20 protein-coding genes and 2 tRNA genes are annotated in these 24780 nt (G+C 68.8%); 1 reads left to right on the top strand and 21 read right to left on the bottom strand.

What is annotated here, in order from left to right; all coding sequences use genetic code 11:
* Window position 1: 1 nt before the first annotated feature.
* From proB to G6N48_RS02265, 21 genes are all read right to left on the bottom strand, one after another.
* A complete protein-coding gene (gene proB, locus G6N48_RS02365; protein WP_085267309.1) occupies window positions 2-1105 on the bottom strand; it encodes a glutamate 5-kinase in 1104 nt (367 codons plus the stop codon).
* Entirely contained in the window at window positions 1102-2559 is a 1458-nt protein-coding gene (obgE, locus tag G6N48_RS02360; protein WP_085267308.1) for a GTPase ObgE, read from the bottom strand. Before obgE ends, proB begins: the two co-directional genes overlap by 4 nt.
* Before the next feature lie 51 nt (window positions 2560-2610).
* A complete protein-coding gene (gene rpmA, locus G6N48_RS02355; protein WP_085267307.1) occupies window positions 2611-2877 on the bottom strand; it encodes a 50S ribosomal protein L27 in 267 nt (88 codons plus the stop codon).
* A 15-nt stretch (window positions 2878-2892) separates the two neighbouring features.
* Window positions 2893-3204, bottom strand: a complete 312-nt coding sequence (rplU, locus tag G6N48_RS02350; protein ID WP_085267306.1) for a 50S ribosomal protein L21 — start codon at window positions 3202-3204, stop codon at window positions 2893-2895.
* A 232-nt stretch (window positions 3205-3436) separates the two neighbouring features.
* The gene (locus G6N48_RS02345) at window positions 3437-6205 is read right to left on the bottom strand and encodes an Rne/Rng family ribonuclease (protein ID WP_085267305.1); all 2769 of its coding nucleotides are present in this window, start codon (window positions 6203-6205) and stop codon (window positions 3437-3439) included.
* A 296-nt stretch (window positions 6206-6501) separates the two neighbouring features.
* Entirely contained in the window at window positions 6502-6912 is a 411-nt protein-coding gene (gene ndk / locus G6N48_RS02340) for a nucleoside-diphosphate kinase (RefSeq protein ID WP_085267304.1), read from the bottom strand.
* A 59-nt stretch (window positions 6913-6971) separates the two neighbouring features.
* Window positions 6972-7328 (bottom strand): DUF4233 domain-containing protein, encoded by a 357-nt coding sequence (locus G6N48_RS02335; protein WP_085267303.1) that lies wholly within the window; start codon window positions 7326-7328, stop codon window positions 6972-6974.
* Window positions 7325-8788: a bifunctional tetrahydrofolate synthase/dihydrofolate synthase gene (folC, locus tag G6N48_RS02330; RefSeq protein ID WP_085267302.1), complete on the bottom strand. Its 1464-nt coding sequence runs from the start codon at window positions 8786-8788 to the stop codon at window positions 7325-7327. The genes G6N48_RS02335 and folC overlap by 4 nt, the downstream gene beginning before the upstream one ends.
* Window positions 8785-11418, bottom strand: coding sequence for a valine--tRNA ligase (locus G6N48_RS02325; protein ID WP_085267301.1), 2634 nt, complete (start codon window positions 11416-11418; stop codon window positions 8785-8787). Before G6N48_RS02325 ends, folC begins: the two co-directional genes overlap by 4 nt.
* A gap of 82 nt (window positions 11419-11500) precedes the next feature.
* Complete coding sequence (locus G6N48_RS02320) at window positions 11501-12118, bottom strand: LysM peptidoglycan-binding domain-containing protein (RefSeq protein WP_085267337.1); 618 nt, start codon at window positions 12116-12118, stop codon at window positions 11501-11503.
* Between the two features lie 141 nt (window positions 12119-12259).
* On the bottom strand, window positions 12260-12832 hold the full coding sequence (locus tag G6N48_RS02315; protein WP_085267300.1) for a DUF937 domain-containing protein: 573 nt from the start codon (window positions 12830-12832) through the stop codon (window positions 12260-12262).
* Between the two features lie 117 nt (window positions 12833-12949).
* A complete protein-coding gene (locus G6N48_RS02310) occupies window positions 12950-14209 on the bottom strand; it encodes a saccharopine dehydrogenase family protein (protein ID WP_085267299.1) in 1260 nt (419 codons plus the stop codon).
* 123 nt (window positions 14210-14332) lie between these two features.
* Window positions 14333-14974 (bottom strand): transglycosylase family protein, encoded by a 642-nt coding sequence (locus G6N48_RS28035; RefSeq protein WP_163670769.1) that lies wholly within the window; start codon window positions 14972-14974, stop codon window positions 14333-14335.
* Between the two features lie 1049 nt (window positions 14975-16023).
* Window positions 16024-16629: a molybdenum cofactor guanylyltransferase gene (gene mobA / locus G6N48_RS02300; RefSeq protein ID WP_085267459.1), complete on the bottom strand. Its 606-nt coding sequence runs from the start codon at window positions 16627-16629 to the stop codon at window positions 16024-16026.
* A 14-nt stretch (window positions 16630-16643) separates the two neighbouring features.
* Complete coding sequence (locus tag G6N48_RS02295) at window positions 16644-17744, bottom strand: 2-oxoacid:ferredoxin oxidoreductase subunit beta (protein ID WP_085267455.1); 1101 nt, start codon at window positions 17742-17744, stop codon at window positions 16644-16646.
* Window positions 17741-19702: a 2-oxoacid:acceptor oxidoreductase subunit alpha gene (locus tag G6N48_RS02290; RefSeq protein ID WP_139825601.1), complete on the bottom strand. Its 1962-nt coding sequence runs from the start codon at window positions 19700-19702 to the stop codon at window positions 17741-17743. Before G6N48_RS02290 ends, G6N48_RS02295 begins: the two co-directional genes overlap by 4 nt.
* A 377-nt stretch (window positions 19703-20079) precedes the next feature.
* The gene (gene clpX / locus G6N48_RS02285; RefSeq protein ID WP_085267453.1) at window positions 20080-21360 is read right to left on the bottom strand and encodes an ATP-dependent Clp protease ATP-binding subunit ClpX; all 1281 of its coding nucleotides are present in this window, start codon (window positions 21358-21360) and stop codon (window positions 20080-20082) included.
* 267 nt (window positions 21361-21627) lie between these two features.
* The gene (gene clpP2 / locus G6N48_RS02280) at window positions 21628-22263 is read right to left on the bottom strand and encodes an ATP-dependent CLP protease proteolytic subunit ClpP2 (protein WP_085267452.1); all 636 of its coding nucleotides are present in this window, start codon (window positions 22261-22263) and stop codon (window positions 21628-21630) included.
* Window positions 22260-22850 carry an ATP-dependent CLP protease proteolytic subunit ClpP1 gene (clpP1, locus tag G6N48_RS02275; protein WP_066961410.1) on the bottom strand — a complete coding sequence of 197 codons (591 nt, stop codon included), beginning with the start codon at window positions 22848-22850 and terminating at the stop codon, window positions 22260-22262. Before clpP1 ends, clpP2 begins: the two co-directional genes overlap by 4 nt.
* A gap of 127 nt (window positions 22851-22977) precedes the next feature.
* A complete protein-coding gene (tig, locus tag G6N48_RS02270; RefSeq protein WP_085267451.1) occupies window positions 22978-24405 on the bottom strand; it encodes a trigger factor in 1428 nt (475 codons plus the stop codon).
* Window positions 24406-24488: 83 nt separating this feature from the next.
* Window positions 24489-24562, bottom strand: a tRNA-Pro gene (locus tag G6N48_RS02265).
* Between the two features lie 146 nt (window positions 24563-24708).
* On the opposite strand from G6N48_RS02265, the gene G6N48_RS02260 reads away from it, so the two are divergent.
* Window positions 24709-24779, top strand: a tRNA-Gly gene (locus G6N48_RS02260).
* The last annotated feature ends 1 nt before the right edge of the window (window position 24780 follow it).

Here is a 24780-nt window from a genome sequence, read left to right as displayed (position 1 = left end):
TTCACACCGCGACGAGGTCGTCGGCGTGCACCGCGGGCCGGCGCAGCTCGCCGGGCAGCTCCGAGGTCGACCGGCCCATCATCGACGCGAGCTCGGCCGCGTCGTAGGCGACGACACCGCGGGCGACCATCGTGGCATCCGGCCCGCGCAACTCGACGACGTCGCCGCCGTAGAACCGGCCCGACACCGCGGTGATGCCCGCGGCCAGCAGCGAGCGGCGCTGCCGCACCACCGCGCGGACCGCGCCGTCGTCGAGGGTCAGGGAGCCGGCGGCCTCCGCGGCGTAGCGCAGCCAGAACCGGCGGGCCGACATCCGGTCCGGGCGCGCCGCGAACACCGTGCCCACCGAGGCGTCGGTCAGCGCGGCGGCGGCGTCTGTCGCGGCCGCGAGCAGCACGGGCACCCCGGCGTCGGCGGCCAGCAGCGCCGACGACATCTTCGACGCCATACCCCCGGTGCCCAGGCTGCTGCCGGGCCCGGCGACCACGCCGTCGAGGTCCGCGGCACCGGAAACCTCCGCAATGAACTTCGCGCCCTTCGACTTTCGAGGGTCGCAGTCGTAGAGCCCGTCGATGTCGGACAGGAGCACCAAGGCCTCGGCGCCGACCAGGTGAGCCACCAGCGCCGAGAGCCGGTCGTTGTCACCGAACCGGATCTCGTTGGTGGCCACCGTGTCGTTCTCATTGACGATCGCCACCGCGTGCAGCGCCCGCAGCCGGTCCAGGGTGCGCTGGGCGTTGGTGTGCGAGGCCCGCATCGAGATGTCGTGCGCGGTCAGCAACACCTGCCCCACCGTGCGGCCGTACCTGGCGAATGCGGCGCTCCAGGAGTTCACCAGCGCGACCTGCCCGACGCTGGCCGCGGCCTGCTTGGTCGCCAGATCCTGTGGGCGACGGGGCAATCCGAGCGGTTCGATGCCCGCAGCGATGGCGCCCGAGGACACGATGACGACGTCGGTGCCGGCCTTCATCCGCGCCTCGATCGCGTCGGCCAGTCCAGCCAACCGCCCGGCGTCGAAGACCCCGGACGGCGTCGTCAGCGCGTTCGTCCCGACCTTGACCACGAGGCTGCGGGCCGTCCTGACGGCATCGCGCTGAGTGGTCATGAATCCGCAGAGCCGTCATCGCGCCGGCGACGCCGGCGGCGGGCCACCTTGCGTTCGGCCGCGCCCACCCGCTCGCTGCGCTCCAGCCGCGCGTCGGTGCCCCGGCCCGACATCGCGACCTGCTGTCCGGCGGGGGTTTGCGGCTCCCAATCGAAGGTCATCTCGCCGATCGTCACCGCGCACCCGGACTGTGCACCCAGCCGCAACAACTCCTCCTCGACGCCCAGCCGCGCCAGGCGGTCGGCGAGGTATCCCACGGCTTCGTCGTTGTCGAAGTTGGTCTGGCGAACCCAGCGTTCCGGACGGGCGCCGCTGACGACGAAAGCGCCCGCCTCCAGCGGGTCCGGCGCAACCGTGAAGCCGCTGTCGTCGACGGGCACCGGACGGATCACCGGCCGACGGGGCACGGCCTGCGGCCGCGCGGCGTTGTACGAAGAGATCATCTCCCACAGCCCGAAGATCAACGGCTGCAGGCCTTCTCGGGTGACGGTGGAGACCGCGAACACGGGCCACCCGCGCTCGGCGACCTCGTCGCGGACGAACTCGGCGAGCTCGCGCGCCTCCGGCACGTCGATCTTGTTGAGCACCACCGCGCGCGGCCGCTCGGCGAGGTCGCCCAGCGTGGTGTCACCCTGCAGGGTGGGTGTGTAGGCCGCGAGCTCGGCTTCGAGCGCGTCGATGTCGGAGATCGGGTCGCGGCCCGGTTCGGCGGTGGCGCAGTCGACGACGTGCACCAGCACCGCGCACCGCTCGATGTGGCGCAGGAAATCCAGGCCCAGGCCGCGGCCGCGGGACGCGCCCGGGATCAGGCCGGGCACATCGGCGACGGTGAAGGTGTGCTCACCCGCCGAGACCACACCGAGGTTGGGGACCAGCGTGGTGAAGGGGTAGTCGGCGATCTTCGGTTTGGCCGCCGAGATCGCGGAAACCAGCGACGACTTGCCCGCGGACGGGAAACCGATCAGTCCCGCGTCGGCGACCATCTTGAGCTCGAGCGTCAGGTCGCGCGTCTCGCCCTGCTCGCCCAGCAGCGCGAAACCGGGCGCTTTGCGAGCGCGCGACGCGAGCGCGGCGTTGCCCAGCCCACCGCGGCCACCGGCCGCGGCCTCGAACCGAGTGCCCGCGCCCACCAGGTCGGCCAGCATCCGGCCGTTCTCGTCGAGCACCACGGTGCCGTCGGGCACTTTGACTTCCAGGTCGGCCCCCGCGGCGCCGTCCCGGTTGCTGCCCATCCCCTGTTTGCCCGAGGGGGCGGTGACGTGCGGATGGAAATGGAAGTCCAGCAGCGTGTGCACCTGCGGGTCGACGACGAAGACGATGCTGCCGCCGCGGCCACCGTTGCCGCCGTCGGGGCCGCCCAGCGGCTTGAACTTCTCGCGATGGACCGACGCGCAGCCGTTACCGCCGGAACCCGCGCGTGCGTGGATGACGACCCGATCAACGAACCGAGGCATCGGGCTTCCTCTCAGCGTGTGCCCGCCGATCCGGGCACACACTCACCATGCTCAGTCGGTGGCTTGTCCGGCCGCGACGATGCTGACGGTCTTGCGCCCGCGCTTGACGCCGAACTCGACCGCACCGGTTTCCTTGGCGAACAGCGTGTCGTCGCCGCCCCGCCCGACGTTGACGCCGGGGTGGAACTTGGTGCCGCGCTGGCGGACGAGGATCTCACCGGCCTTGACGATCTGACCGCCGAAGCGCTTGACGCCCAGCCGCTGAGCGGCGGAGTCGCGACCGTTGCGGGAGCTGGATGCGCCCTTCTTGTGTGCCATTGCTGTGGTCCTCTGCTACTTGATCCCGGTGACCTTCAGGACCGTCAGCTGCTGACGGTGTCCCTGACGCTTGTGGTAGCCGGTCTTGTTCCTGAACTTGTGGATCCGGATCTTGGGGCCCTTGGTGTGCTCGAGCACCTCGCCGGTGACCGCGACCTTGGCCAGCGCACCCGCGTCGGTGGTCACCTGCGCGCCGTCGACCACCAAGGTGACCGGCAGCGACACGTTGGAGCCCGGCTCGGAGTCGAGTTTCTCGACCTTGACCACGTCACCGACGGCGACCTTGTACTGCTTGCCGCCCGTCTTGACGATTGCATAGGTCGCCATCGTTGCTCCTGCCTTCTTTCTTGGCTGCTCCCCGGCGGTTCGCGCGCGAACCACCGAGCTGCTCGTGTGGGTCTGGGTTGCGGGTCCGCGCCCGGCGGGAACCCGGGACCGGCGGTCCCGCTGCCTTCCGGCTAGCCCAGTCGCCTGCCGGATGACAACTGTCCAAGGGTACGTGACCAGCGGCTACAGGGTCAAACCGGCTCGCCACCGGCCGGTTCGCCGTAACCGCAGGTCAGTCCGCGTGGATCGGCGGACCCGCGGGCCGGCCCGCCGCGCGCCGCCGGCGCGGGCGCCCGAACGGCGGCCCGGAGTTGCCCGGCCCCCCGTCGTCGGAGTCCTCGTCGTCCAGATCGTCATCGTCGTCGTCCAGCTCGAGGTCGTCCTCGTCGTCCTCGTCGTCCTCGTCGTCCTCGAGGTCGTCGTCGAGGTCGATGTCGTCGGTGTCGTCCTCGTCGTCCGCGTCGGAGTCGTCGTCGGAGTCGTCGAAGTCGTCACGGTCGGCGTCATCGCCGTCACCGGGAACGCCGGCCAGCGCGCGTTCGTCGGCCTCGCCGTTGGTTTCCTCGACCGATTCGTCGGAGTCCTCGTCATCGTGGTCCGGAGTGGACGAACCCGCCGCCATCGCCTTGAACATGGGGTGCTCGCCGGGAGCGTGCACCGGGACCTTGGCCACCACCGGCTCCTCGGTCTTGCTCTTCTTGGACCGCCGGCCCCGGCGGCCGCCGCCGGACTCGGACTTGCGCCCGTTCGCCGGGGCTGAGTCCACCGGATCGGCTTGCAGCAGGATTCCGCGGCCGCCGCAGTTGGGGCACGAGGTCGAGAACGCCTCGATGAGCCCGGTCCCCAGCCGCTTGCGGGTCAGCTGCACCAGGCCCAGCGAGGTGACCTCGGAGACCTGATGGCGGGTGCGGTCGCGGGCCAGCGCCTCGGTCAGCCGCCGCAACACCAGGTCGCGGTTGGACTCGAGCACCATGTCGATGAAGTCGATGACGACGATGCCGCCGATGTCGCGCAGCCGCAACTGCCGGACGATCTCTTCAGCCGCCTCCAGGTTGTTCTTGGTGACGGTCTGCTCGAGGTTGCCCCCCGACCCGGTGAACTTGCCGGTGTTGACGTCGACAACCGTCATCGCCTCGGTCCGGTCGATGACCAGGGTGCCGCCCGAGGGCAGCCACACTTTGCGCTCCATCGCCTTGGCGAGTTGCTCGTCGATGCGGTGCACCGCGAACACGTCGGGCCCCGGCCGGCCGTCCGGGCCCGCGGGCGGCTCGTATTTGGTCAGTTTGGAAACCAGTTCGGGCGCAACGGAATTCACATACTCGGTGATGGTCGTCCAGGCGTCGTCCCCGGACACCACCAGTCCGCCGAAGTCCTCGTTGAACAGGTCGCGGATGACCTTGACCAGCACATCGGGCTCCTCGTAGAGCGCGATGGCGGCGCCGGAGGCCTTCTGCTTGGTCTCGACCGCCTTGGCCTCGATCTGCTGCCAGCGCTCCTGCAGACGGGTGACGTCCTTGCGGATGTCGTCCTCTTTGACACCCTCGGAGGCGGTGCGGATGATCACCCCGGCGTCGGACGGGACCACTTCGCGCAGGATCTCCTTGAGCCGTTGGCGTTCCGTGTCGGGCAGCTTGCGGTTGATGCCGGTCGACGACGCGCCCGGCACGTAGACCAGGTAGCGCCCCGCCAGCGACACCTGGGTGGTCAGCCGCGCGCCCTTGTGCCCGACCGGGTCCTTGCTGACCTGGACGACGACGTAGTCGCCGGGTCGCAGCGCCTGTTCGATCTTGCGGTCCGACCCGCCCAGTCCCGCGGCCTCCCAGTTGACCTCGCCGGCGTAGAGCACACCGTTGCGGCCGCGGCCGATGTCGACGAACGCCGCCTCCATCGACGGCAGCACGTTCTGCACGATGCCCAGGTAGATGTTGCCGACCAGCGAGGCCGAGGCCGCCGAGGTCACGAAGTGCTCGACGACGATGCCGTCCTCGAGCACCGCGATCTGGGTATAGCGCGCTCCCTGATGCGGCGGCTCGGTGCGGACCCGGTCGCGCACCACCATGAGGCGGTCGACGGCCTCGCGGCGCGCCAGGAACTCCGCCTCGGTCAGGACCGGCGGGCGGCGGCGCCCGGCGTCGCGGCCGTCCCGGCGGCGCTGACGCTTAGCCTCCAGCCGGGTCGAGCCGTCGATGCCTTTGATCTCGCTGGCCGAGTCGCCGTCGGCCTTGCCGTTCTTGCCGCCGCGCGACGGCCGCTCGTGCACCACCGTGTTGGGCGGGTCGTCGGGCGACGGGCCGTCTTCGTTGTCGTCACCGGAGCCCGTCTTGCGGCGCCGGCGCCGGCGCCGGCGGCGACTGGCGGTGTCCGACGAGTCGTCGCCGGTGTCGGAGTCGTCCTCGGAGTCGTCGGAGTCGTCGTCCTCGTCGTCCGATTCCGAAGAGCCCCTCTGGGTCCGCTGCCGGCCGTCCGAGTCGTCACCGCCGTCGCCCTGGCCGTCCGGCCCGCCCTGTTCACCCCGTCCGCGGCCGCGTCCCCGGCGCCCCCGGCGCCGACGGCGGCCCGCCGGGCGGTCGGCCTGGTCGCCGTCGTCGCCGTCCTCGCCGTCATCACCGTCGTCGTCGGAGTCGTCGGCATCGTCGGAGTCGTCTGCGCTGTCGCTCTCCTCTTCGGCGTCTCGCGGCTGCGGGGCGACGAACAGCGGCATGTAATGCGGCCGGTCGCCCACGCTTGGTGGTTCCGCGGCCGGCAGGGGCGGCGCACCGAAGCCCGGAACGGCCTGTAAAGGCTTGGCGAACAACACGTCTCGCACCTTCAAGGCGTCCTCGCGGTCAACGCCGGAATGCACGTTGCGGGCGCGCCCGTCGAGCGCGATCAGCGCCTCGAGCACCTCTTTGTTGGTGCTGCCCAGCGCCCTCGCCAGTTGGTGGACCCTCAGGCGGTCCGGCAGGTCGTCATGCCGGCCCGGCTGTTGTGATGACTCCGTAGGTGGTGCACCGTCTACCACGTATTCTCCTTTAGCCCCCGGGCGCGTCTTTCGACGCGGCCACGCGAGGGCTTCGCTATGTGCCCGGGTTACTTCTCCCCGAACTTGTCAATGGTCTCGCCCCGGGCGGCTCAGGTCGAACCCACTCGGCGCCGTACTGAATGCCGGCCTGACATGCGGCGCAACATCACCGAACAGGCCATGGTCGCGCTTGTCTAAGTCTTCATTCGGGTGTCTGAAGCCGGTCCGGCGACGTTCACCCGCAGTCAGTATCCCATATCACTTTCCGAACCGGCTCGCACCCGATACCCCGAGCGTCAGGCGCCGGGGAACCACAGGGCGATCTCGCGCTTCGCGGAGTCCGCCGAATCGGAGCCGTGCACGAGGTTGAACTGTGTCTCCAGCCCGAAATCGCCACGAATCGTGCCGGGCGTGGCCTTGTCCACCGGGTCGGTGCCACCCGCGAGCTGCCGGAACGCCGCGATCGCCCGCGGCCCCTCCACGATGGCCGCCACCACCGGTCCCGACGTGATGAACTCCAGCAGCGACCCGAAGAAGGGCTTGCCCTCGTGCTCGGCGTAGTGCTGGGCCGCCAGCTCCTCGCCGACCTGCCGAAGTTCCAGGGCCGCGAGGGTGAGACCCTTGCGCTCGATGCGGCCGATGATCTCCCCCACCAGCCGCCGCTCGACGCCGTCGGGCTTGATCAGTACCAGGGTCCGTTCGGTCACGGCGGCCAGCGTACAGAACCCGGTAGGGGTCCACCCGGCGACGAGTGCCCCACCGCCGCCTACCCTTGCCTCCGCCGTACCTCGGCGCGCAGGTAGGCGATCAACGCCCATAACGCCGTGAACAGCACCCCGATCAGCCCCACACCCGGATAGACCGCGAAGCCGGCGAGCAGGACGACCTGAGCACCGAGGTTGACCCAGATCGCCCAGGGCCGCCGCTGAAAGCCGGCGAGCAGGATCAGCGACACGGCCAGGCCGATCAGGTAGCCCAGCGACGCACCCGTCAGGCCGCCGCCCACCGCGCCCACCACCGGGATCGCCAGCAACACCACGATCGCCTCCAGGACCAGCGTCGCGGCCATCACCGCACCGAAGCCCTTCCACGGGTCGGCCGGCGCGGGGCTCTGGTCGGTCATGCGGGATCACGACCGAACAGCGTCCGCGCGGCGCCCGCGGTGACCACCGAGCCGGTGATGACGATCCCGGTGCCCGAGAACGCCTGGCTCCCGCTGTCGGCCGTCACCCCCGCCATCTCGGAGTCGACCAGCGCGGTGGCGGCGTCGATCGCGTCCCGCAGATTCTCCGCCGTCACCACCCGCTCGGCGCCGAACCGCTCCCGCGCCGCCGACGCCAGCGACTCCACGTCCATGGCTCGCGGCGAGCCGTTGTGGGTGACGACGACGGCGTCGAACGCCGGCTCGAGCGCGCCGAGGATCCCGTCCACGTCCTTGTCGGCCATCACGCTGAGCACCCCGACCAGGAACCGGAAATCGAACTCGCCGGCCAGCGACTGCGCCAACGCGGCCGCGCCCGCCGGATTGTGCGCGGCGTCGATGAACACCGTGGGCGCGCTGCGCAGCCGCTCCAGCCGCCCGGGGCTGGCGACCGCCGCGAAGCCGGCCCGCACGGCGTCGACGTCCAGTTGCCGCTGCGCGCCCGCGCCGAAAAACGCCTCGACCGCCGCCAGCGCCACGGCGGCGTTGTGGGCCTGGTGCTCGCCGTGCAGGGGCAGGAAGACATCGGAGTACACCCCGCCGAGCCCCTGCAGCTGCAGCATCTGGCCGCCGATCGCGACCTGTCGGCCCAGCACCGCGAACTCCGAATCCTCGCGGGCCACCGCCGCGTCGGCGCGCACGGTCTGGGCCAGCAGCGCCTCCATCGCCTCCGGGACCTGACGCGCGATCACGGCGACGGTGTCCGGCGCGCCGTCCGGGGCGCGGGTGATGATGCCGGCCTTCTCGCCCGCGATCGTGGCGATGTCGTCGCCGAGGTAATCGACGTGGTCGATGCCGATCGGGGTGATGACCGCGACGGGGGCGTTGATCACGTTGGTGGCGTCCCACCGGCCGCCCATGCCCACCTCGACGACCGCCACGTCCACCGGCGCGTCGGCGAAGGCGGCGAATGCCATCGCGGTGAGGACCTCGAACTTGCTCATCGCGGGGCCGCCGTCGGCTTGCGACTGCGCGTCGATGATCTGGACGAACGGCTCGATCTCCCGGTAGGTCTCCACGTAACGGGCCGGGCTGATCGGTTTGCCGTCGATCGCGATGCGTTCGATCGCCGATTGGAGGTGCGGGCTGGTGGTACGGCCGGTGCGCCGGCCCAGGGCGCTCACCAGCGCGTCGACCATCCGCGCCACCGAGGTCTTGCCATTGGTGCCCGCGATGTGGATCGACGGATAGCCGAGTTGAGGTGAGCCGAGCAGGTCCATCAAGGCGCTGATGCGCGTCAGACTCGGCTCGATCTTCGTCTCCGGCCAGCGCTGGTCGAGCAGGTGCTCGACCTGCAGCAGCGACGCGATCTCATCCGGTGTGGGCGCCGCTTCCGTCTCGGGGCCGCCAACCGGCCCCCACTCGGGCGGTTCGAAAGTCATTGCAGCCCGGCCAACCTCGCGTTGATCCGCTCGGTCTCCTCCTGGGCCACGCGCTGGCGTTCGCGAATCTTGGCGACGACGTTGTCCGGCGCCTTGGCCAGGAATTCGCCGTTGGCCAGTTTGGCTGCGGTCGACGCCAGCTCCCTTTGCGCTGCGGCCAAGTCCTTTTCCAGCCGGCGGCGCTCGGCGGCGACGTCGATGGTGCCCGAGGTGTCGAGCTCGACGACGTCGGTGGCAGCCCCGAGCCGGACCTCGAGGGACGCCGAGGGCCTGAACTCAGAACCGGGCGCGGTCAGCGAGGTCAGGGCCATCACCTGTGCGCTGAGCCGCCCGCCGCCGGCCAACTGGGCGGGCACCTTCTGCCGATCGGCCAGGCCCTGGTCGCTGCGGAATCGGCGGATCTCGGTGACCAGCTTCTGTGTCTCGCTGATCCGTTGTGCCGCAACAGGATCCAACACAATTCCGGACGGCGTGGGCCAGTCGGCGATCACCAGCGACTCCCCGCCGGTCAGTGCTTGCCACAGCGCTTCGGTGACGAACGGGATGACGGGGTGCAGCAACCGCAAGAGCGTGTCGAGCGCCGTGGCCAGCACGGCGGCGGTGTGCGTGCGGCCTTCGTTGAGCTGGGTCTTGGCCAGCTCGACGTACCAGTCGCAGAACTCATCCCACGTGAAGTGGTACAGCGCCTCGCATGCGCGGCTGAATTCGTATGCATCGAAGGCCGAATCGACTTCGGCGCGAACCTCTTCCAACCGTCCGAGGATCCAGCGGTCGGCGTCGGACAGGTCGGCGAGATCGGGCAGCGCCGCGGGGCTCGCACCGTTGAGCAACGCGAACCGGGTGGCGTTGAACAATTTGGTGACGAAACTTCGGGACCCCCGCACCGCGTCTTCGCCGATGGACAGATCACCGCCCGGACTGGCACCGCGCGCCAGTGTGAACCGCAGCGCGTCGGCCCCGAAGGCCTCGACCCAGTCCAGCGGGTCGATCACGTTGCCCTTCGATTTGCTCATCTTGCGGCCGGATTCGTCACGGATCAGCCCGTGCAGGAAGACATCGGTGAACGGCACCTGCGGACCGCGGCGGCCGTCGAGCGTGATCGCGCGGTCATCGCCGACGAAGGTGCCGAACATCATCATCCGCGCGACCCAGAAGAACAGGATGTCGTAGCCGGTGACCAGAACGCTCGTCGGATAGAACTTCTCGAGTTCCGGGGTCTGCTCCGGCCAGCCCAGCGTCGAGAACGGCCACAACGCCGACGAGAACCAGGTGTCCAGCACGTCGGGGTCCTGCTCCCAGCCCTCCGGCGGGGTTTCGTCCGGACCGACGCAGCGCTGTTCGCCGTCCGGGGAGTACCAGATCGGGATGCGATGGCCCCACCACAGCTGCCGCGAGATGCACCAGTCGTGCATGTCGTCGACCCAGGCGAACCACCGCGGCTCCAGGCTGGTCGGATGAATCACCGTGTCGCCGTTGCGAACCGCGTCGCCGGCGGCCTTGGCCAGCGACTCCACCCGGACCCACCATTGCAGGGACAGCCGCGGCTCGATCGGCTCCCCGCTGCGTTCGGAATGGCCGACGCTGTGCAGGTAGGGGCGCTTCTCCGCCACCACCCGGCCCTGCGCCGCCAGGGCTTCGCGCACCGCGACGCGCGCCTCGAAGCGGTCCATGCCGTCGAATTGTGTTCCGGTGTCCGCGATCCGGCCCCTGGTGTCCATGATCGAGATCATCGGCAGCTGGTGGCGCAGCCCGATCTCGAAGTCGTTCGGGTCGTGTGCGGGGGTGACTTTGACGGCGCCGGTGCCGAATTCAGGATCCACGTGCTCGTCGGCGACCACCACGAGCTGCCGTTCAAGCAACGGGTGCGGCAGGCTGGTGCCGACCAGGTGGCGGTAACGCTCGTCGTCGGGGTGGACCGCGATGGCGGTGTCACCCAACATCGTCTCGACCCGGGTCGTGGCGACCACGATGTGGGGCTGCGCGTCGTCCATGGATCCGTAGCGGAACGAGACCAGCTCGCCCTCCACCTCCTGATAGTCGACCTCGATGTCCGAGATCGCCGTCTGCAGCACCGGCGACCAGTTGACCAGCCGCTCGGCCCGGTAGATCAGGCCGGCGTCGTAGAGCCGCTTGAAGATCGCCCGGACCGCCCGCGACAGGCCGTCGTCCATCGTGAACCGGTCACGACTCCAGTCCACCCCGTCACCGAGCCGGCGCATCTGGCCGCCGATGGCGCCGCCGGACTCACGCTTCCAGTCCCAGACCTTCTCGAGGAACAGTTCGCGGCCCAGGTCCTCTTTGGTCTTGCCGTCGACCGCCAGCTGCTTTTCCACCACGCTCTGGGTCGCGATGCCGGCGTGGTCCATGCCCGGCTGCCAGAGCACCTCGAAACCCTGCATGCGCTTGCGGCGGGTCAGGGCGTCCATCATGGTGTGTTCGAGCGCGTGACCCATGTGCAGGCTGCCGGTCACGTTCGGTGGCGGGAGCACAATCGAATACGCGGGTTTGGAGCTCGTCGCATCCGCCTCGAAGTAGCCGGCGTCCACCCACCTCTGATAGATCGCGCTCTCGGCCGCGCCTGGATCCCACGTCTTGGGCAGGTCGGCGGCGGTCGTGCGGCTGGCGGTCACCGGTCAATTCTAGGGAGAGCCGTTCGCCCGCGTGTAAGCGCCCGAATCCGCAGGTCACCGCGATCCGGGCGGCGGCCGGCGCTCAGGGAATGGTCAGCACCTGGCCCGGCTGGATCAGATCCGGGTCCGCGATCCCGCTGGCATCGGCGATCACCTGGTACTTGCCGCCGTCGCCGTAGAAGCGCTCCGCGATCGCCCACAGGCTGTCGCCGGATTCCACGGTGTAGGTCCGGGCGGCGGGCTCCGGCTCGGGCTCGGCGGCCGCTTCGGGTGCGACGTCCGCGGCGGGCTCGGCGGCCGGCTCGGGGGCGGCCTGCGCTTCGGCCTGCGTTTCGGCCTCCGCGGCGGGCGCAGGCGGCGGTGGGGCATCCGTTTCGGTCTTGGTGGACCAGGCCGCACCGTCACCGGAGTACAGCACCAGGTTGCGGTCGTCCTGCAGAACCAGCCGGACGTTCTTGCTGCCCTGGGTGTTGCTGTGCCACACCGGTTTGTCGGTCGCGTAGACCACGAAGTTGCCGTCGGACTGCACCTCGGCACGCACCACGCCCTGACCGTCGGTGCCGGTGGCCCAGATGGCTTGGCCGCGCGACGCCAGCACCAGGTTGCCGTCGTCCTGCAAGGTGAGGGTGTACGCACCGTTGTTGGAGGTGAGCGACTCGCCCCGCACCAGCTTCTGTCCTTCGGTGAGCGTGTCCGCCATGACATTTGCCTCTCTGGTCGCCGTCCGGCCGGCGGGCCGGACGTGGTCGTCGGGCCCGGTGAGCAGGACCCTACCGATCTTCAATTTTCCTGAGCAGCCGCGAATTCGAACTGCCGATGAACACTGCGGTCGAGGCCCGCGCTACTTCTTTCCGCCGAGCAGGCCGCCGAGGATATCGCCGAGCCGCCCGCCCTTGCCGCTCAACACGCTGCCGAGGACGCCGCCCAGCCCTTTGTCACCGGAGCCACCGCCGAGGATGCTGCCCAGCACCTCGCCCAGCCCGCCGCCGGAGTTTGCCCCCGGCTTCTGCGGTGCGCTGCTGCCGCCGCCGGAGCCGAGTTGCTTTCCGATGTGCGCGAGCACGATCGGGAGCACCACCGGAAGCAGCTGCCGGATCAGCTCCCGGTTGCCGACGCCGCGGTCGGCCAGCGCGGAGGCGACCTGGTCGGCGTCGTTGCCGCCGAAGAGCGTCGCGACCGCCTGGTGCCCGTCGCCGTCGCCTCCCGCGTCGAGCAGGCCACGCGCGGCGTGGTCGCTCGCCAACGATTCGATCGTGCTGGCGTGTTCCGGGTCGTCGGAACTCTGTTGCAACCCGCCGACCAGCAACGGCACCAGCGTGTGCAGGGCGTTGTCGACGTCGCCCGGGTCGGCGCCGAGCTTGCCGGCGATTTCAGCGGTGGGAATGTCGGCGTACAGGTCTTCGAGACCGGCCATCGGGTGTCCACCTTCGTTGACGGAATGCAGAGCAAATCCGCTCTCGACACTAGACCCGTGCGGGCGCGGTCAACAGCCTTCGAGCAAGGCGGATTTCGGGGCCCGGCGCCCGCCGCGTCAGTCCAGCCGCTCCGTGTGCAAAGAGACGCCGGCGGCCGGGAAGCGCGCCAGCAACGCGTCGCCCATCGCGGCAGCGGGGGTCAGGACGCCATGCAGGTTCGAAAGCTTGTCCCGGTCCTGCGCGAGGGCCAGGCCGCACTCGCCCAGCAGCACCGAGGTCGCCTTGTAGCCGGGGTCGCCGCGCTGCTCCATGCGGGCGACGAACCGCGCGCCGCTGGTGGTGGTGGTGGTGTAGGTCTCGATTCGGTAGAAGCCGCGCTCGCGGGCCGCCGCGCTGGGGCCGGTGCCCGGCTTCGGGATGATGCGCTCCAGCAGCCGGCGAGGCAGCAGCCGGAAGTAGCGGCTGCCCAGTCCGAAGGTCGCGTTGCTCACCCCGCCGACGAGGGCGGACGCCAGCGGCGCAACGGACGACGACCCCACGCTCATGCTCTCGCTGTAGCGGAACTCCCGGCCGTATGACCAGTCCAGCAGCGCGTTGCTGCGGCGCACGATCCGGGTGTTGTAGGGCGCCATCACGAACCCCGTGGTCCACAGTCCGGTCAGCTCGGGCGCGATCCGCTGACCGCGCCGCCACGGCAGGTCGGGCTGCGGCCCGAGTTCCGGCTCGGCCCCACGATCGGTGCTGAGCGTGTACGGATCGGCGAGTTGCCGGCGCGTCTCGGGGTTGCTGGAGGCCGCGCTGAGCACCTCCACCATCGATGCGATGGTGCCGCCGGAGACCCCGCCGGAGAAGGACCGGACGACGAGGTCGGTGGCGCCGAGTTGACCGGCGTTCGCGTCCAGGGCGGCGCGGTGTAGCGCGTAGACGGTGAGATCGGACGGCACGGAGTCGAAACCGCACGCGTGCACGATGCGCGCCCCGGTGTCGGCTGCCTGCTTGTGGTACAGGTCGATGCTGTCGCGGACGAACATCGCCTCACCGGTGAGGTCTGCGTAATCGGTGCCCGCCGCGGCGCAGGCGGCCACCAGCGGTAGCCCGTAGCGGGTGTACGGGCCGACCGTCGTGACCACCACCTGCGTGCGGGCGGCCATCGCGTCCAGGGTCGAGGGCGTCGAGGCGTCGGCCTCCAGCAGGGGCCAGGACTGCGCCGGCTCACCCAACCCGTCGCGGACGGCGCGCAGCCGGTCGGGGGATCTGCCGGCCAGCGCAATCCGCGCATCCTGGCCCGACCGCATCAGGTATTCGGCGGTCAGCTTCCCGACGAAACCGGTGGCCCCGTACAAGACGATGTCGAACTCGCGCGGCGTTGCGTTCACGGGCCCGACGCTACCCGAGACGGGAGTGGGGCCGGCTCGGCCAGCGGGCCGCAGCGTCCCCAGTAAGTAGGAATGCCGGGCCCTCGGGGCCCGGCATTCCTACTTACTTCCGTGTTGCGTGTGTCAGCCGCGTCGGCCGCAGACCGGCCAGGCGCCGATGCCCTGCGAATGCAGCACGTTCTCGGCGACGCGGATCTGCTCCTCGCGGCTGGCGTTGTTCGCCGAGCCCGAGCCACCGTTGGCGTGCCAGGTGCTGGACGTGAACTGCAGCCCGCCCTGATAGCCGTTACCGGTGTTGATCCCCCAGTTGCCACCCGACTCGCACTGCGCGATGGCATCCCAGTTCACGCTGTACGCCCGGTGGACGGGCGCCGGGGGCGGCGGGACGTCAGGCAACGGAGGGGGCGGAGGCGGGGCCGGGTCGAAGCCTGCGGGCGCCGGGGGCGGCGGGACGTCCGGGCCCGGAGGCGGCGGAGGCGGGGCCGGGTCGAAGCCCGCCGGCGCCGGCGGGGGCGGCGGGACGTCCGGGCCCGGAGGCGGCGGAGGCGGGGCCGGGTCGAAGCCCATCGGCGCCGCGGCCGGCGGAGCGTCGGGCGGCGGAGCGTCCGGAGCCGGCGGTGGCGGTGGCGCGTCGGGCGCGGCCGGCGCCGCCGGCGCCATGTTCGGGTCGAACCCCATCGGGTCCGCACTGGCGGTCGCGGTGGGGATGGTCACCAGGGTGCCGGTGACGGCGGCCAGGACGAGCGTCTTACGGACGTTCTTCAATACTGTTCCTTTCGCGGTGCGCGCGCGCCGAAGTCAGCCCACGGTGTGGGCTGTAGGTGCTGGATCTAGCGGGGATGGGTGCTTCGGAACGTGCCGTCTCGTTCAGGCACGACAGCGGGGGGCGTGATTGCCGGGCGGGCAGCTGCCCGCCGGCCGCGGCGGGCTTTCGCCGTCCGCAGCCCCGCTCGCACGCGGGTCCGTGTATTCAATTTTCCGTTAATCTTCCGTAACCCGTTGCGGGCTACCAGGGACCGTACGAGACCTCGCGGAGTTCGTCATCTTTGGAAACTCCGGGTGTCGATCCGATAACGGGCCGATCACGGGGCAATCCCGGAATTATTTCTGCAGGTCAAACACAAATTTCGAATACGTACCCGATGATTGCGCTCGGCACACCACCGTGATTCGAATCACGCGCAAATTGTGAACTGGCCCACCCGTGCACGCGCGTGCCGAACCCGCCGGACACGGTCCGGCGGGTTCGTCACGGCCGACAAGCGCGCGCACAATACATGAAGCGCACCGTGGCGCTCCCTGGACACGCCGCATCGTCAGCGTCGTCAGCTATTCGCCAATCCGGCTGCGCCATAGGGAGATTCTGGTCGCGCACGCCCGATGCCGCATCCGGTGTCGCGATGAGCGTATTAAGCTCGCGCAGAATGACTTTCAAAAAATCACGCACTGCGGCAAAGGAATTGATCGCCGCTCGCCGGAGGTGTCGGGGGCTGACGCCCGGCGCACCATCGCCGGAAGAATTTCGCTAGCACCCGAGTCGGGGCGCACGACGAATTCGGTGCTCGGCCGACCAATTCACCGCAAAGCTCAGGCCCTCGGAGGCGCGCCGATGGCATGATCGGCGCCGCGCCGAGCCCGAATCTGCTTGTTCCCAACAGATCACGCAGCACGGTCCGATTCGGCGAACGTCAGCCACTCGGCGAGGCTTCGCCGAATCGGCCATTTATCAAAAGGGGAAAGAAATGGCCGTTCAAACAGGTCGACAATTCAGGCTGTTTTGACCATTCGACTCAGCGAGTCGGCGCGGCGCCGCGTCAGCTGCTGGGCTGCGCGAGCGCGCGCAGTTCGGCGTCGGTGTTCACGTTCGTCAGGGAGCGCGAATCCGACGTCACGATGCGCTGGGTGTCCGAGCGGTCCACCAGTGCGCGCATCCTGCGCTCGCCTGCGCTCACCAACGCAGCAGCGCGGTCGGCCAGATCGGTCCGGTACACGGCGGCGAGATAGTGGTCCTGGCCGTCCCACGGAAGCACCACCTCGGCGCCGGTCTCGATTGCCCGACGGGTCAGATCGTCGATGAGGTCGGGGTCCAGGAACGGCATGTCGACCGCGCAGATGAACGCGAACCGCGCTCCCGCTTCGGCGGCCGCACGCAGCGCCCGCGCCGTCGCCGGAAGCGGCCCCAGCCCGCCCAATTCGTCGCGGATCACGCGCGCCTGCAACTCCGGCAGCGGCTGCCCCTGGGCGGCCATCACGAAGACCGGTTCGCAGCGCTGCGCCAGAATGCCGGCGACATGCTCCACCATCGTCCTGGCATCCGGGCCCCCGGAGGAGCCGGGAAGCGGGAGGGTCGCCTTGTCGCGACCCATGCGTCGTGACGCGCCGCCGGCGAGTACCACCCCGGCCAGAGATCCGTCGGGCATGACCACAACCACCTCTAGTCGACGGTCCAGGTGTCGCGGCCACGCAACAGCGATTGCAGGGCGGCGGTGTCGAACGGTTTAGCGTCCTGCGCGGCGCGGACCTGAGCGCGCGCCGCGTCGTCGTAGGTGGGCCGGCCGACGTTGCGGAAGATGCCCAGCACGGTGTGATCGAGGTTCTGGTCCGACAGCCGGGACAGCGCGAAGGCGTACGCGGAGTCGTCGGCGTGCGCGTCATGGACGACGATCTCGTCGACGGACACGTCGGCGGTCTTGGCCACGTCCAGACCGAAGCCGGACTTCACCACGCAGTATTCACCGTTGACGCCGAAGACGATCGGCTCGCCGTGGCGGACGTTGATCACCCGCTCTTCGGCGCCTTCCTTGCGCAAGGCGTCGAAGGAGCCGTCGTTGAAGATCGGGCAGTCCTGCAGGATCTCGACGACGGCCGCGCCCCGATGGTCGGCGGCCGCCCGCAACACCTCGGTGAGTCCGTTGCGGTCGGAGTCCAGCGCCCGGCCGACGAACGTCGCCTCGGCACCCAGCGCCAGCGACACCGGGTTGAACGGCTGGTCCAGCGAGCCCATCGGGGTCGACTTGGTGACCTTCCCGACCTCCGACGTCGGCGAGTATTGGCCCTTCGTCAAGCCGTAGATCCGGTTGTTGAACAGCAGGATCGTGATGTTGACGTTGCGGCGCAGCGCATGGATGAGGTGGTTGCCTCCGATCGACAGCGCGTCGCCGTCACCGGTGACCACCCAGACCGACAGGTCCTCGCGCGCCAGCGCCAGACCGGTCGCGATCGCCGGTGCGCGGCCGTGGATCGAATGAAACCCGTAGGTCTCCAGGTAATAGGGGAAGCGGCTCGAGCAGCCGATGCCACTGATGAAGACGATGTTCTCGCGGCGCAGCCCCAGGTCGGGCATGAAGTTGCGAATGGTGTTGAGGATGACGTAGTCACCACAGCCCGGGCACCACCGCACCTCCTGGTCGCTGGTGAAGTCCTTGGCCTTCTGGGGCGGGTCCTCTGGCGAAACCGTTGGCACCAAGGCGTTCTTGGTGGACTTCGGGCTCAGCCCGAGGTCGGTCCCCGCCAGATTGCCCACTGTGCTCGTCATTCGCTAGCTCCCGCTCCAACAGTCGCTGCCGCCAGTCTGGCAACCATCGTCTTGTCTTGCTCGATTTCGGCCAGCGTCCCGGCCAACGCGGCGCGGATGACCCGGCCCACCTCGTCGGCGAGGAACGCGACACCCTGGACCTTGGTCACCGACTGCACGTCGACCAGATACTTGCCACGAAGGATCAGCGCCAGTTGGCCCAGGTTCATTTCCGGTGCCACCACCTTCGGGTAGCGCCGCAGGACGTCACCCAGGTTCGGCGGTAACGGGCTGAGGTGGCGCAGGTGCGCGTGCGCGACCTTGACGCCCTTGCGCCGTGCGCGCCGGCACGCCTCGCCGATGGGCCCGAACGAGCTGCCCCATCCGATCAGCAACAGCTCGGCGTCCCCGGTCGGGTCATCGACCTCCAGGTCCGGCACGGCGATGCCGTCGATCTTGGCCTGGCGCAGCCGGACCATCAGGTCGTGGTTGACCGGCTCGTAGGAGATGTTGCCCGAGCCGTTGGCCGCTTCCAGGCCACCAATACGGTGCTCCAGGCCGGGCGTGCCCGGGACGGCGAACTGCCGCGCGAGCGTCTCCGGGTCGCGGTTGTACGGCTGGAAGGGCTCGCCGGGTTTGGCGAAGGTGTGCTTGATGGGCTCGAGCGTGTTGATGTCCGGGATGCGCCACGGCTCAGAGCCGTTGGCGATCGCGCCGTCCGACAACAGGATCACCGGGGTGTGATAAGACACCGCGATGCGCACCGCCTCGATCGCGGTCTCGAAACAGTCGGACGGCGACCGGGGCGCCAGGACCGCGACCGGTGACTCCCCGTTGCGGCCGTACAGCGCCTGCAGCAGATCGGCCTGCTCGGTCTTGGTCGGCAGGCCGGTCGAGGGGCCGCCGCGCTGCACGTCGACGACGAGCAACGGCAGTTCGGTCATCACCGCGAGCCCCAACGCCTCCGACTTCAGCGAGATCCCCGGCCCGGACGTGCTCGTGACGCCCAACGCCCCGCCGTACGAGGCGCCGATGGCCGCGCAGATGCCGCCGATCTCGTCTTCGGCCTGGAACGTGATGACGTTGAAGTTCTTGTGCTTGGACAGCTCGTGCAGGATGTCCGACGCCGGCGTGATCGGGTAGCTGCCGAGCACGACCTGAATGCCGGCGAGCTGGCCCGCCGCGACGATTCCGTACGCGAGCGCGGTGTTGCCCGAGATCTGGCGGTATTCGCCCGACGGCAGGCTCGCCCGGGACACCTCGTACGTGGTGCCGAAGGCCTCGGTGGTCTCGCCATAGTTCCAGCCCGCCTTGAGGGCCAGCACGTTCGCCTCGGCGACGTCGGGCTTGCGGGCGAACTTCTCCCGGATGAACCGCTCGCTGGTCTCGATCGGCCGCCCGTACATCCACGACAGCAGGCCGAGGGCGAACATGTTCTTGGCGCGCTGGCCGTCCTTCTTCGACGCCCCGATCGTCTCGACCGCGCCGAGCGTCAGCGTGGTCATCGCGACGGAGTGCACTACGTAATCGGTCAGCTCGTCGGATTCGAGCGGGTTGGTGACGTAGCCGACCTTCGTCAAATTGCGCTTGGTGAATTCGTCGGAATTGGCGATCACCATTCCGCCGCGCGGCAGGTCGCCGATATTCGCCTTCAGCGCCGCCGGATTCATCGCGACGAGAACGTCCGGCCGGTCCCCGGCGGTCAGGATGTCGTAGTCGGCGATCTGGATCTGGAAGGACGACACCCCCGGCAGGGTTCCCGCGGGGGCCCGGATCTCGGCGGGATAGTTCGGCTGGGTGGCCAGGTCGTTGCCGAAAAGCGCTGCCTCGGAAGTGAACCGGTCGCCCGTCAGCTGCATGCCGTCGCCGGAGTCACCGGCGAATCGGATGACGACCTGTTCCAGGCGCTGACGGTGGGAACCGTTGCGAGAAGCCTCGCCCTGAGAATCTGAGCCGGCTCCACTGCCGTTCGGATCCACGTCTCCGCCCTCCATTTGTCAGCCGGACCGGCACTCGGCGTAGCTTCAGGCTACGCGTCGTCGAAGTGCCCCATCGGCCGTCACGGATTTATGACACTAGTGGTCTCGATTATGGCACTTCTTGCCGGTCTTCATGGCCGTCCACGCCCCCTGGCCCTCACCGGTTTTGCCCGCAAAAGCCGAAGTCAGCGCGCCGATCCCGAGGGGCGGCCGGGCTAAATGTGTTGTTTGTCACGTCGATGCCAAACGCTTGGGTGCCGTTTGCGGCATCGCCACCGTCGCGGACGGCGGCCGGCAGGAAGTTCAGCAGATCCAGCGGACGGCCCAGCCGACGCGGGATGGCGTCGGTGGCCGTCAGGGGCGGGCGCTGGTCGGGGCTAGGCGCTCTTGTCGCGGCGCTCGGTGCGCGAGGGCTTGCGCGGGACGATGGTCGGCAACACGTTGTCCTGCACGGTCTCCTTGGTCACCACGACTTTGGCGACATCGTCACGGCTGGGGATGTCGTACATCACCGGCAGCAGGACCTCTTCCATGATGGCCCGCAGTCCACGGGCCCCGGTGCCGCGGTGGATCGCCTGGTCGGCGATGGCTTCCAGCGCGTCGTCGCTGAACTCGAGTTCCACACTGTCCATCTCGAACAGCCGGGTGTACTGCTTGACCAGAGCGTTCTTCGGCTCGGAAAGGATCTTGACCAACGACTCCCGGTCCAGGTTGGTGACGGAGGCGACCACGGGCAACCGGCCGATGAATTCCGGAATCAGCCCGTATTTGATCAGGTCCTCGGGCATGACCTCGGCGAAGTGGTCGGTCGTGTCGATCTCGGCCTTGGAGCGAACCTCGGCTCCGAAGCCCAGGCCGCGTTTGCCGACCCGCTCGTAGATGATCTTCTCCAGGCCGGCGAACGCACCCGCGACGATGAACAGCACGTTGGTGGTGTCGATCTGGATGAACTCCTGGTGCGGGTGCTTGCGGCCGCCCTGCGGGGGCACCGATGCCTGGGTGCCCTCGAGGATCTTCAGCAGCGCCTGCTGGACGCCCTCACCGGAGACGTCGCGGGTGATCGAGGGGTTCTCGCTCTTGCGGGCGATCTTGTCGACCTCGTCGATGTAGATGATGCCGGTCTCCGCGCGCTTGACGTCGTAGTCCGCGGCCTGAATCAGCTTGAGGAGAATGTTCTCGACGTCCTCGCCGACGTAGCCGGCTTCCGTCAGTGCGGTGGCGTCGGCAATCGCGAACGGCACGTTGAGCATCTTGGCCAGCGTCTGGGCCAGATACGTCTTCCCGCAACCGGTCGGTCCCAGCATCAGGATGTTGGACTTGGTCAGCTCGACCGGCTCGTGCCGGGAGTCGCGGCCCTTCTCGCCGGCCTGGATACGCTTGTAGTGGTTGTAGACCGCCACGGCCAGCGTCCGCTTGGCGGTGTCCTGTCCGATGACGTAGCCCTCCAAGAACTCCCGGATCTCGACGGGCTTGGGGAGTTCGTCGAGTTTGACGTCGTCGGCGTCGGCCAGTTCCTCTTCGATGATCTCGTTGCAGAGGTCGATGCACTCATCGCAGATGTACACACCGGGACCGGCAATGAGCTTTTTGACTTGCTTTTGACTCTTCCCGCAGAACGAGCACTTCAGCAGGTCACCGCCGTCTCCGATGCGCGCCATGGTGCTTGAGGGCCTACTTCCTGTTCGCCGTTTGTCTTGCTGTCCCGCATGTATTCCACGACGCTACCCGCTTGATCGGGCCCGCCGCGACCATTAACGCCGAATCGCGTCCTTGGTATTCGTGGAAGTCACTGCCTGTCCGAGCGTCCTTCTCGTTGAAACATATAGCCAGACGGCGCCCGTGACTCGCGAAAGGCGCGCAATGCGTGTCTTTGGCGTGTCGCGGTCGTTACCGGACCGAGGTGCAGACCCGCGGCGGCTGAGTCCTCAGGCGTTCTGCGCGGAGAGCTTCCGGTACTCGAGAACGGTGTCGATGATCCCGTAGTCCTTGGCCTCTTCGGCGGTCAGGATCTTGTCCCGGTCCGTGTCCTTGCGGATCACCGCCGCGTCCTTGTTGGTGTGGCGCGCCAGGGTGGTCTCCATCAGCGTGCGCATCCGCTCGATCTCCGCGGCCTGGATCTCCAGGTCGGAGAACTGGCCCTGGATGACCCCCGACAGCGACGGCTGGTGGATCAGCACGCGCGCGTTCGGCAGGGCCATCCGCTTGCCCGGCGTGCCCGCCGCCAGCAGCACCGCGGCCGCCGACGCGGCCTGACCGAGGCACACCGTCTGGATGTCGGCGCGCACGTACTGCATGGTGTCGTAGATCGCCATCAGCGAGGTGAACCCGCCGCCGGGCGAGTTGATGTACATGGTGATGTCGCGGTCGGGGTCCAGCGACTCGAGCACCAGCAGCTGCGCCATGATGTCGTTCGCCGACGCGTCGTCGACCTGGACGCCGAGGAAGATGATGCGTTCCTCGAACAGCTTGTTGTACGGGTTGGATTCCTTGACACCGAAGCTGGAGTGCTCGATGAACGACGGCAGGATGTAGCGCGCCTGGGGTTGAGTTTCAGGGTTCACTGGGCTTCTCCGTTGGTGATGTGGGCGGCGCGGGTGATGATGTGGTCGACGAATCCGTATTCGAGGGCTTCCGGAGCGGTGAACCAGCGGTCGCGATCGGAGTCGGCCTCGATGCGCTCGATCGGCTGCCCGGTGAATTCGGCGTTCAGCCGGAACATCTCCTTCTTGATGACGGCGAACTGCTCGGCCTGGATCGCGATGTCGGCCGCGCTGCCGGTGACCCCACCCAGCGGCTGGTGCATCAGGATGCGGGCGTGCGGGAGCGCGTAGCGCTTGCCCTTGGTCCCCGCCGCCAGCAAGAACTCCCCCATGGAGGCGGCCATGCCCATGGCGTACGTGGCGATGTCACACGGTGCCAGGACCATCGTGTCGTAGATCGCCATGCCTGCGCTGATCGAGCCGCCGGGCGAATTGATGTACAGCGAAATGTCCTTGGTGGCGTCCTCGGCGGCGAGCAGGAGGATCTGCGCGCACAGCCGGTTGGCGATTTCGTCGCTCACCTCCGACCCCAGGAAGATGATGCGCTCGGAGAGCAAGCGCTCATAGACGGAGTCCGTGAGGTTGAGACCCTGCGAGTTCGAACGCATGTCAGTCACGACGGGGTTACCTGCTTTCTCGAAATCTTCTTGCACCGACACTAACCAACCGAGCGTGCTGTTTGGCGGCCACGCTCCCCCTGAAATGGACGCTTTCGCTCACAGCGTCACGACGCGGTCATTCGGCCCCGTCGGCGTCGCCGCCCTGCGCGGTCTCGTCGTCGGTCTCCGAGCCGGCCTGGGCGGCCTCGTCGTCGGCCTCCTCGTCGGCCTCGTCGACCGCGGTGCGCTTGCCGAAGAACTCACTGGTGTCGATCACGTTGCCGTCGGTGTCGGTGACCGTGGCCGCCTCGACCACCGCGGCGACGGCCAGGCTGCGCCGCACGTCGGCGAACATGGCGGGCAGCTGGTTGTTCTCCTGCAGGTAGGCCACCAGTTGCTGGGGTTCGATGCCGTACTGGCGCGACGTCGCGACGAGCCGTTCGGTCAGGTCTTGCTGGCCGACCTGGATCTCCAGCTCGTCGGCCAGCGTGTCCAGCAGCAGCTGCCGCTTGACGTCCGTCTCGGCGGCGTTATGCGCGTCGACCTCGAACTGCTGGCGCGACTTGCCCTGCCCGCGCAGCGCCTCGTCCAGCTTGGCCTCGTCGTGACCGAAGCTGTCGAGCGCCCCGTGCACGGCGCTCTCGTACTGCGCCTTGACGAAGGCCTGCGGCAACGGAACGTCGACCTGCTCCAGGAGACGTTCGACGGCGGCGTCGCGGATCTGTTCGGCCTGCTGGGCCCGCTTGACCTGGAGCACCTGTTCGCGAAGGTTGGCGCGCAGCTCGTCGATCGTGTCGAATTCGCTGGCCAGCTGGGCGAACTCGTCGTCGGGCTCGGGCAGCTGGCGTTCCTTGATCGACTTGACGGTGACCGTGACCTGCGCGTCCTTGCCGGCGTGCTCGCCCGTCGCCAGCTTCGCAGTGAACTCGCGGGACTCGTCGACGGACATGCCGACCAGCGCGTCGTCGAGGCCGGCGATCAGCCGGCCGGAGCCGACCTCGTGGGACAGGCCCTGGGCGGTCGCGTTGGGCACTTCCTCGCCGTCGACGGTGGCCGACAAGTCGATCGACACGAAGTCGCCGTCGGCCACGGGCCGCTCCACCCCGGTCAGCGTGCCGAACCGGGCCCGCAACGAGTCGAGCTCGGCCGTGACGTCGTCGTCGCCGACCTCGACGGGATCGACCGAGATCTTCAGCTCCTTGAGGTCCGGCAGGGTGATGCTGGGGCGAACGTCGACCTCGGCGGTGAACGCCAGCTCCTGGCCGTACTCCTTCTTCGTGACCTCGATGTCGGGCTGACCGAGGGGTTGCACCTCGGACTCCGCGACGGCCTGGCCGTAACGCGCCGGCAGCGCCTCCTGCACGACCTGATCGAGCATGGCCTCACGACCGATCCGGGCCTCCAACAATTTGGCGGGCGCCTTGCCGGGCCGGAAGCCGGGCAGCCGCACCTGCTTGGCCAGCTCCTTGTAGGCCCGCTGGAAATCGGGCTCGAGCTCGGTGAAAGGCACCTCCACGTTGATCCGCACCCGGGTGGGGCTCAACTGCTCGACGCTGCTCTTCACGGGTCTGCTCCTCGATGGTCGATTCAGGTGTTCGGTGGGTCCTGAGCGCAAGCCCCGGTGTGGGCCGGACCCGGTAGCGCCGGTCGGGGTGACAGGATTTGAACCTGCGGCCTTCCGCTCCCAAAGCGGATGCGCTACCAAGCTGCGCTACACCCCGCGCTGACCACGCGATCCTACGGCCCGGCGGCGGGGGCGTCGCGGGCACCTTGGCAAGACCTCGCGGTCCTAACGGGGCGGTCACGGCGCCGCGTCGATTAGATTTGATCTTCGCCGGCAGCTACAGTCACGCTCGACTGAACACATGCGGGCGTAGCTCAATGGTAGAGCCCTAGTCTTCCAAACTAGCTACGCGGGTTCGATTCCCGTCGCCCGCTC

It is taken from the genome of Mycobacterium parmense (assembly GCF_010730575.1).
Classification (GTDB): Bacteria; Actinomycetota; Actinomycetes; order Mycobacteriales; family Mycobacteriaceae; genus Mycobacterium; species Mycobacterium parmense.
Note: the sequence above shows the minus strand (reverse complement) of the source record. Positions and strands in the feature narration are given on the sequence as shown.

What these genes read in the sequence shown, in the direction of transcription:
- rplU (WP_085267306.1), bottom strand. Translation starts at nt 3,204, where the DNA reads ATGGCGACCTATGCAATCGTCAAGACGGGCGGCAAGCAGTACAAGGTC.
- clpP1 (WP_066961410.1), bottom strand. Translation starts at nt 22,850, where the DNA reads ATGCGTTCGAACTCGCAGGGTCTCAACCTCACGGACTCCGTCTATGAG.
- G6N48_RS02320 (WP_085267337.1), bottom strand. Translation starts at nt 12,118, where the DNA reads ATGGCGGACACGCTCACCGAAGGACAGAAGCTGGTGCGGGGCGAGTCG.
- obgE (WP_085267308.1), bottom strand. Translation starts at nt 2,559, where the DNA reads ATGCCTCGGTTCGTTGATCGGGTCGTCATCCACGCACGCGCGGGTTCC.
- clpX (WP_085267453.1), bottom strand. Translation starts at nt 21,360, where the DNA reads ATGGCGCGCATCGGAGACGGCGGTGACCTGCTGAAGTGCTCGTTCTGC.
- G6N48_RS02295 (WP_085267455.1), bottom strand. Translation starts at nt 17,744, where the DNA reads ATGACGAGCACAGTGGGCAATCTGGCGGGGACCGACCTCGGGCTGAGC.
- rpmA (WP_085267307.1), bottom strand. Translation starts at nt 2,877, where the DNA reads ATGGCACACAAGAAGGGCGCATCCAGCTCCCGCAACGGTCGCGACTCC.
- G6N48_RS02335 (WP_085267303.1), bottom strand. Translation starts at nt 7,328, where the DNA reads ATGACCGACCAGAGCCCCGCGCCGGCCGACCCGTGGAAGGGCTTCGGT.
- G6N48_RS02315 (WP_085267300.1), bottom strand. Translation starts at nt 12,832, where the DNA reads ATGGCCGGTCTCGAAGACCTGTACGCCGACATTCCCACCGCTGAAATC.
- mobA (WP_085267459.1), bottom strand. Translation starts at nt 16,629, where the DNA reads ATGCCCGACGGATCTCTGGCCGGGGTGGTACTCGCCGGCGGCGCGTCA.
- folC (WP_085267302.1), bottom strand. Translation starts at nt 8,788, where the DNA reads ATGACTTTCGAACCGCCCGAGTGGGGGCCGGTTGGCGGCCCCGAGACG.
- proB (WP_085267309.1), bottom strand. Translation starts at nt 1,105, where the DNA reads ATGACCACTCAGCGCGATGCCGTCAGGACGGCCCGCAGCCTCGTGGTC.